Genomic DNA, 5,970 nt, shown 5'->3' with positions numbered 1-5,970 from the left:
CCATCAATTCGCTGATGCGCAGGATCTCGGCCGCCCGCTTCACCCGCCGTTCGGTGTCGGCCTTTGGATTGCCGGTCATGCGCAAGCCGAAAGAGAGGTTCTGTTCGACGCTCATGTGCGGATAGAGCGCGTAGGACTGGAACACCATGGCGATGCCGCGGTCGGCCGGCTCGACATCGTTGACCACCTTGCCGCCGATGGCGATCTCGCCGCCGCTGATGTCCTCGAGCCCGGCAATCATCCTGAGCAGCGTCGATTTTCCGCAGCCGGAGGGCCCGACGAAGACGACGAACTCGCCGTCCTTGATGTCGATGCTGGCGCCATGGACGACCTCGAAGACACCGAAGCGCTTGACGACATTGTTGAGCGTGACCGTTGCCATGCTGCCCCTTACTTGACCGCGCCGGCGGCGATGCCCGCGATGAAATGGCGCTGCAGCAGCACGAAGACGACGAGCATCGGCACCGTCAGCATCACCGCGCCCGCCATGATGCCGCCCCATGACACCTTGGTGAGGCCGATCAGCGTGCCGAGCGCCACCGGCGCCGTCATCGAACCCGGCTGGCTGTTGATCAAAAGCGGCCACAGATAATTGTTCCAGGAGGCGAGGAACAGGATGATGGCGAGTGCGGCCAGCATCGGCCGCGCCAAAGGCAGCGCGACGAAGAGGAAGATGCGCCATTCCTTGACGCCCTCGACGCGCGCCGCATCGAAGAGGTCGTCCGGCATCATCGAAAAACTCTGCCGCATGAACAGCACGCCGAGCGAATTGAACAGCGGCGGCACGATCAGCGCCACCCAGGTGTTGGCGAGCTTGAAGTCGCGCGCCACCATGATGAATTGCGGGATCAGCACGACCGCATAGGGCAGCGTGATGGTGCCGAGGATGATGGCGACAACCACGCCCTTGCCGAAGAACTGGTAGCGGGCCAGCGCCCAGCCGGCCATCGACGTCAGCAGCACCGACAGGATGGTGTAGGTCACCCCCACCGAGACCGAAATGCCGATGGCGCCGACGAAGTTCGTGTCACGCTGCAGATTGTTGAAATTGTCGATGAAATTGCCGTGCGGCAAAAGCTCGATGCCGGGGCTGAAGATGCCGTTGTCCGGCATGGTCGAGAACACCACCATCATCCACAGCGGAAACAGCCAGATCAGCGCCAGCGGCGTCAGGAACAGATGCAGAGCGATGCTGCGTCCCAGTCTGGCGGAGGAGCGCGAACTCATTTCGGTTCCCTCGTCAGCCACAGCTGCGCCAGCGTGATGGCGATCGCCAGCCCGGCCATGGTGTAGGCGACGGCCGACGCATAGCCGAAATTGAGCGACCGAAAACCCTGGCGATAGAGCAGCAGGCCAAGCGTCTCCGTACCGCCGCCAGGTCCGCCGCGTTCGGTGATCAGGAACGGCTCGGTGAACAGCTGCATGGTGCCGATGATCGACAGCACGAGGCAGAATACGATGACCGGCTTCAAGAGCGGCAGGGTGATGTAGAAGAACTGCTTGAGCTTGCTGACGCGGTCGAGCGTCGCCGCCTCGTAGACATCTTCGGGAATGGACTGCATGCCGGCGAGCAGAATGATGGCGTTGTAGCCGGCCCAGCGCCAGGTCACCGCGATCATGATCAGCGCCATCGCCGGCGTGACGTTGGAAAACCAGTCGATCTTGGGCAGGCCGACGCTGTTCAAAAGCTTGTTGATGATGCCGAAATCGAGGTTGAACATCAGCCGGAACACCGCCGAATAGGCGACCTCGCCGACCACCACCGGGGCGAAGAAGGCAAAGCGGTAGAGGCCGCGCGCCTTCAAGAGCGGCGAGTTCAACAGCACCGCCATGACAAGCGCCAGCGAGATCATCACCGGCACCTGGATGACAAGAATGAGCAGCGTGTTCTTCAGGGCGTTGAAGAAGGCCGGATCGCCGATCAACCGGCCCCAGTTGAAGCTCGGCGCGAACCGCCACGGCACGGTACGCGTCGCCTGGAAGGAGATCATGAAGGAGCTGATGATCGGCCACACCCAGAAGATCGCGAAGATCAGCAGATAGGGCGTGAGGAAGCGATAGGCCGTGGCGTTGCGGTTGCGCATTTTTGCCTCCTTCCCTTTTGCTTTCCGCCCGTTCGGGTGGCGTGTCGGTATTCAATCTTCGAGGTCTGCGCCGCCCCTCACCTGCCTGCCGGCATCCTCTCCCCGTATAGTGACGGGGAGAGGGGCGCTGTCATCAATGGTTTCGTCAATCACCGGCGTTGCAGGAAGGGCGCCGGCGCTGCGGCAATCTCCCTTCTCCCCGTCACTATACGGGGAGAAGGTCCCGGCAGGGGGATGAGGGGCAGCGCCAACGTTCCCGCAGGACGCATCACTCGGCCCGCCGGTGGTCACGACTTGACGGGCAGTCCGGTCGCCGCCGCGATCTGGCTTGCGGCATCGTCGAGTGCCGTCTTGGCGTCGGGGTAGCCGCCGGCCAGATACTTGGTCTGCACGGCGCGGACGATGATTTCGGCGTCGCTCTGGAACTGCGTGCCGCGGCTCGGAACAACCTTCGGCAAGGTGCCGAGAATGTCCTTCCACACCGCCTGCCCGCCCCAATAGGGCAGACCTTCCGAGACGTAGGGGTCATTGAGCGCCGAGATCAGGGACGGCACCAGGCCGAACTCCTTCAGCATCGTGATCTGGCCTTCATTGGTTCCGAGCGTGTATTTCAGATAGGCGTAGGCTGCCTCCTTGTTCTTCGACGCCGAGGTGATAGCCAGCGAGGAACCGCCGAGATTGGCGGCGCGCGGCCCGTCGGCGGTGAGGCTCGGCATCAGATAGACGCCCCATTTGCCGTTTTCACCGGCAGATTCGGTGCGAATGGTGCCCTCATACCAGCCGCCATAGATCTGGGTGGCGACGGTGCCGGCGGTGTTGTTGGTGATCTTGGTGCCCCAGTCGGCCGACGAGATGATGCCGGCGTCCTTCATCTCCTTGACCTTGGTCATGGCATCGACGCATTTGGGCTGGTTGACCGTGATCGATTGTCCGTCCTCGGAGAAATAGGCGCAGCCCTGTTCGTTGGAGATCATGCGGAAGAATTCCGAGTCACCGTTGAAATCGGCATTGGTCATCGAGACGCCAGGATTGGCGGACTGGATCTTCTTGCCCGCGGCGATGAAATCGTCCCAGGTCTTGATCGAAGCCGGATCGACGCCGGCCTTTTCGTAGAAATCGCGGCGATAGAACGCGGCAACCGGGCCGGAATCCCACGGCATCGCGTAGGCCTTGTCGCCCACTTCCAGCTCGGTGCGCTTGAAATCGGGGAACTTTTTCTGGTCGTCGGCTGTGTAGCCGAGCGTATGCAGGTCAACGAAGCAGTCGGGGAACTGGCTCCAGTAATTCTCGGCCTCACCGTTCTCGACGGTGACGATGTCGGGCAGCCCGACGCCGCCGGCGGCGCAGCCGGCGATCGACTTGTCATAGGTCGGCTGGTTGCCGAGATCCTGGACGGTGACCTTGACCTCGGGAAATTGCTTGTTGAAGCCGGCAATGGTCGCCTTCAGCGATGAAGCCGCGACATTCCAGCTCCAGATGGTGATTTCGCCGGATTGCGCGAAGGCCGGGGCTGAGCCCAGGGCAAGCGCGAGCGCGGCGCAGGTCATTGTGATGCGCATTGAAATCCTCCCATTTCATTTGCTCTCTCACTGTGAGCGTGGCTAGACTATGCAGTGGGCAAGGCCTGTCGCCGTCAAAAGGAATATGAAATTGGCGGAAAGTAAGATGCCTGAACGGCCGTTCTACCAGCCTGGGGCCAGCAGCGTGGAAGGCCTGCCGCTGCTCCTGCAGATGTTTCACACCAATCCGTTGGTGATGCTCAAGCCGCACTGGCACGCCCAGGTCGAGGTAAATTTCATCGTGCGCGGCAGCGTGCATTACCGCATGAACGACCACGAGATTTCGCTTTCGGCCGGCGAGATGTGCCTGTTCTGGGGTGGCCTGCCGCACCAGATGGACGATTTGTCCGACGACGCCATCTATGCCGGGGCGCATCTGCCGCTGGTGCATTTCTTCCGGCTGCACGTGCCCACGGATATAAGGCACCGGCTGATGACCGGCGCGACACTGGTGACATCAGCCACCGACCAGTCCGACAACCATAATTTCGAGCGCTGGAACCGCTACGCCCGGTCCGGCGACCAGGCCAAGGCCGAACATGCCGTCAACGAATTGCTGCTGCGGCTGGAGCGGGTGCGGTTCGAGCCCTACCGGCTGGTATCCGCAACTCCGACCGACCAGGAAACAGGCAGCCCCTTCGACCAGCAATCGTCGCGCAATGTCGGTCGCATGTGCGATTTCATCGCCGAAAACTTCCTCTACGACATCGATTGCGTGAACATCGCGGCGGCCGCCGACATCCATCCCAAATATGCCATGAGCCTGTTCAAGAAATCCACCGGCATGACGCTCAACGAGTATGTGAACCTGTTGCGGCTGAGCTATGCGCAGGCGCTTTTGATGCATCAGGACGCCAATGTGCTGCGCGTCGCCATGGATTCGGGCTTCGGCTCGCTCAGCGCCTTCAACAAGTCGTTCCGCAAGCTCGCCGGCATGTCGCCCTCCGATTTTCGCCGCGGCGTGACCGGCGTCAGATAGATGGCGGCGACCCGTGGCGCGTCTGGCGCCGCGAAGCATTGTGCGCCACGATCGTCGGCTGAAAGACATGTCACGGCGTTTCAGCCTGCAATAACGACGCGGACAAGGGTGACGAAGGCCGGATCGTGCCATGGCGTGCGCGATTCCGGCCTGCAAGCAGCATGGAAACCGGGGCACCGCACGGCATCGCTTTTCCTGCCTGAAATCGCCACCTAGGCGCTGGACAGGCCGAATTCCCGTGCTATAACCCACGCGCTTTCAAGGGGCGCCCACGGCGCCTCGATGAATTCCGGTCTGCGAGTTTTCGTTTGCCGGAACAGGCCCAGATAGCTCAGTTGGTAGAGCAGCGGACTGAAAATCCGCGTGTCGGTGGTTCGAATCCGCCTCTGGGCACCATTTTCCCAAGGTCCGTTCTGGACACACCCCATCGCGTCGCCGCCTGCATCGCCAAGTGGAATCACTTTGCGCACATTAGCCCGCAGACGGATTTAATTTGCTTGGCCACCCCTCAACCCTAGGGCAAACTGCCTGCCGGGGCTGCAGGAGGTGAAATGAGAGCACGCGCAGCAACGCTTGGGGATCTGGAGGATGTCTTTCGCGGTCTGTCCAAGCGGATGTCGGACGAATACGCGGCGGCCGGCAAGGACAGCAAGATCGCCTACGACAATCTGATGATGAATTTGAAGGAGGGCCGCGCGCACGCGCTTGTCGAGGGCGACAAGGCCGTGGCAATTATCGCCTGGCATGAGAACAGCGACGCCGCCGACACGCTGTTCGCCGCACGGGAAGACTTCTTCCGTGCCGCGACCGTTCGCTTCTGCAAGCGGCATATCAAGCACATCCAGGCGCTCGCCGGCAACCTCGCCATCCACTCGCGCAGCTGGCTCCAGGGGCCGGATGTCGCAAGATGGTTCGGCGTTATCGGCTATGTCGAGCGCGGCCGGGAGAACGGCGCCACTTTGTTCGAGCTGCCGCCGGCTCGCGGATAGGCAATCGCGGGATATTGCCTGGCAAGCTTGCAGTTTCGAGCGCTCTCCCAGGAGGGCGCGAAGAGACTCTGCCACCAGCCGTCCTGGCAGAAGCTGTGAAACGTGCTGCCGTTGATTTCCAGATGTTTCCTGCGACTATCGGCACGCACGCTTGCGGTGAATAGAGGTCGAAACAATGCATCTGGACTACTCCGATCACGTCTTCGTCGATCTCGTGCCCGAGCAGTTCGGCCCGTCGGAAACCATCGTCGCGCGTTATCGCGGGCTTGTCGCCACCGCCTTTCGCTACCGATCCGGCGTTGCCGGGCTTCGGATCAGCAACGCGAAGGGCGAAATCGTCATGCTGCCGTTCCAAGGAC

6 protein-coding genes, 1 tRNA gene and 1 pseudogene are annotated in these 5,970 nt (G+C 61.8%); 4 read left to right on the top strand and 4 right to left on the bottom strand.

All coding sequences use genetic code 11. The features are described from left to right. From EN750_RS15440 to EN750_RS15420, 4 genes are all read right to left on the bottom strand, one after another. Positions 1–382 (bottom strand): ABC transporter ATP-binding protein (locus tag EN750_RS15440; protein WP_145967675.1); only part of this gene is annotated, 382 nt, incomplete at its 3' end. Positions 383–390: 8 nt separating this feature from the next. Then, complete coding sequence (locus tag EN750_RS15435) at positions 391–1,227, bottom strand: carbohydrate ABC transporter permease (RefSeq protein WP_127396936.1); 837 nt, start codon at positions 1,225–1,227, stop codon at positions 391–393. Beyond that, a complete protein-coding gene (locus EN750_RS15430; protein ID WP_013530184.1) occupies positions 1,224–2,084 on the bottom strand; it encodes a sugar ABC transporter permease in 861 nt (286 codons plus the stop codon). Before EN750_RS15430 ends, EN750_RS15435 begins: the two co-directional genes overlap by 4 nt. A 287-nt stretch (positions 2,085–2,371) precedes the next feature. Beyond that, positions 2,372–3,643: an extracellular solute-binding protein gene (locus EN750_RS15420; protein WP_127396935.1), complete on the bottom strand. Its 1,272-nt coding sequence runs from the start codon at positions 3,641–3,643 to the stop codon at positions 2,372–2,374. An 85-nt stretch (positions 3,644–3,728) separates the two neighbouring features. On the opposite strand from EN750_RS15420, the gene EN750_RS15415 reads away from it, so the two are divergent. From EN750_RS15415 to EN750_RS15400, 4 genes and pseudogenes are all read left to right on the top strand, one after another. Beyond that, positions 3,729–4,622 carry a helix-turn-helix domain-containing protein gene (locus EN750_RS15415; RefSeq protein WP_189367347.1) on the top strand — a complete coding sequence of 298 codons (894 nt, stop codon included), beginning with the start codon at positions 3,729–3,731 and terminating at the stop codon, positions 4,620–4,622. Positions 4,623–4,942: 320 nt separating this feature from the next. After that, positions 4,943–5,018: transfer RNA gene (locus EN750_RS15410), tRNA-Phe, on the top strand. A 155-nt stretch (positions 5,019–5,173) separates the two neighbouring features. Next, on the top strand, positions 5,174–5,611 hold the full coding sequence (locus EN750_RS15405) for a hypothetical protein (protein ID WP_127396933.1): 438 nt from the start codon (positions 5,174–5,176) through the stop codon (positions 5,609–5,611). Positions 5,612–5,786: 175 nt separating this feature from the next. Then, positions 5,787–5,970, top strand: a pseudogene (locus EN750_RS15400) (hypothetical protein); the annotation flags it as partial.

Source organism: Mesorhizobium sp. M7A.F.Ca.ET.027.03.2.1 (assembly GCF_003999175.1).
Classification (GTDB): domain Bacteria; phylum Pseudomonadota; class Alphaproteobacteria; order Rhizobiales; family Rhizobiaceae; genus Mesorhizobium.
The sequence above is the reverse complement of the archived record's forward strand: the minus strand, read 5'-3'. Positions and strand labels throughout refer to the sequence as shown.

Bases quoted from the DNA above. Each gene is read 5' to 3' on its own strand.
- EN750_RS15430 (WP_013530184.1), bottom strand. From the start codon at position 2,084: ATGCGCAACCGCAACGCCACGGCCTATCGCTTCCTCACGCCCTATCTG.
- EN750_RS15415 (WP_189367347.1), top strand. From the start codon at position 3,729: ATGAAATTGGCGGAAAGTAAGATGCCTGAACGGCCGTTCTACCAGCCT.
- EN750_RS15435 (WP_127396936.1), bottom strand. From the start codon at position 1,227: ATGAGTTCGCGCTCCTCCGCCAGACTGGGACGCAGCATCGCTCTGCAT.
- EN750_RS15405 (WP_127396933.1), top strand. From the start codon at position 5,174: ATGAGAGCACGCGCAGCAACGCTTGGGGATCTGGAGGATGTCTTTCGC.
- EN750_RS15420 (WP_127396935.1), bottom strand. From the start codon at position 3,643: ATGCGCATCACAATGACCTGCGCCGCGCTCGCGCTTGCCCTGGGCTCA.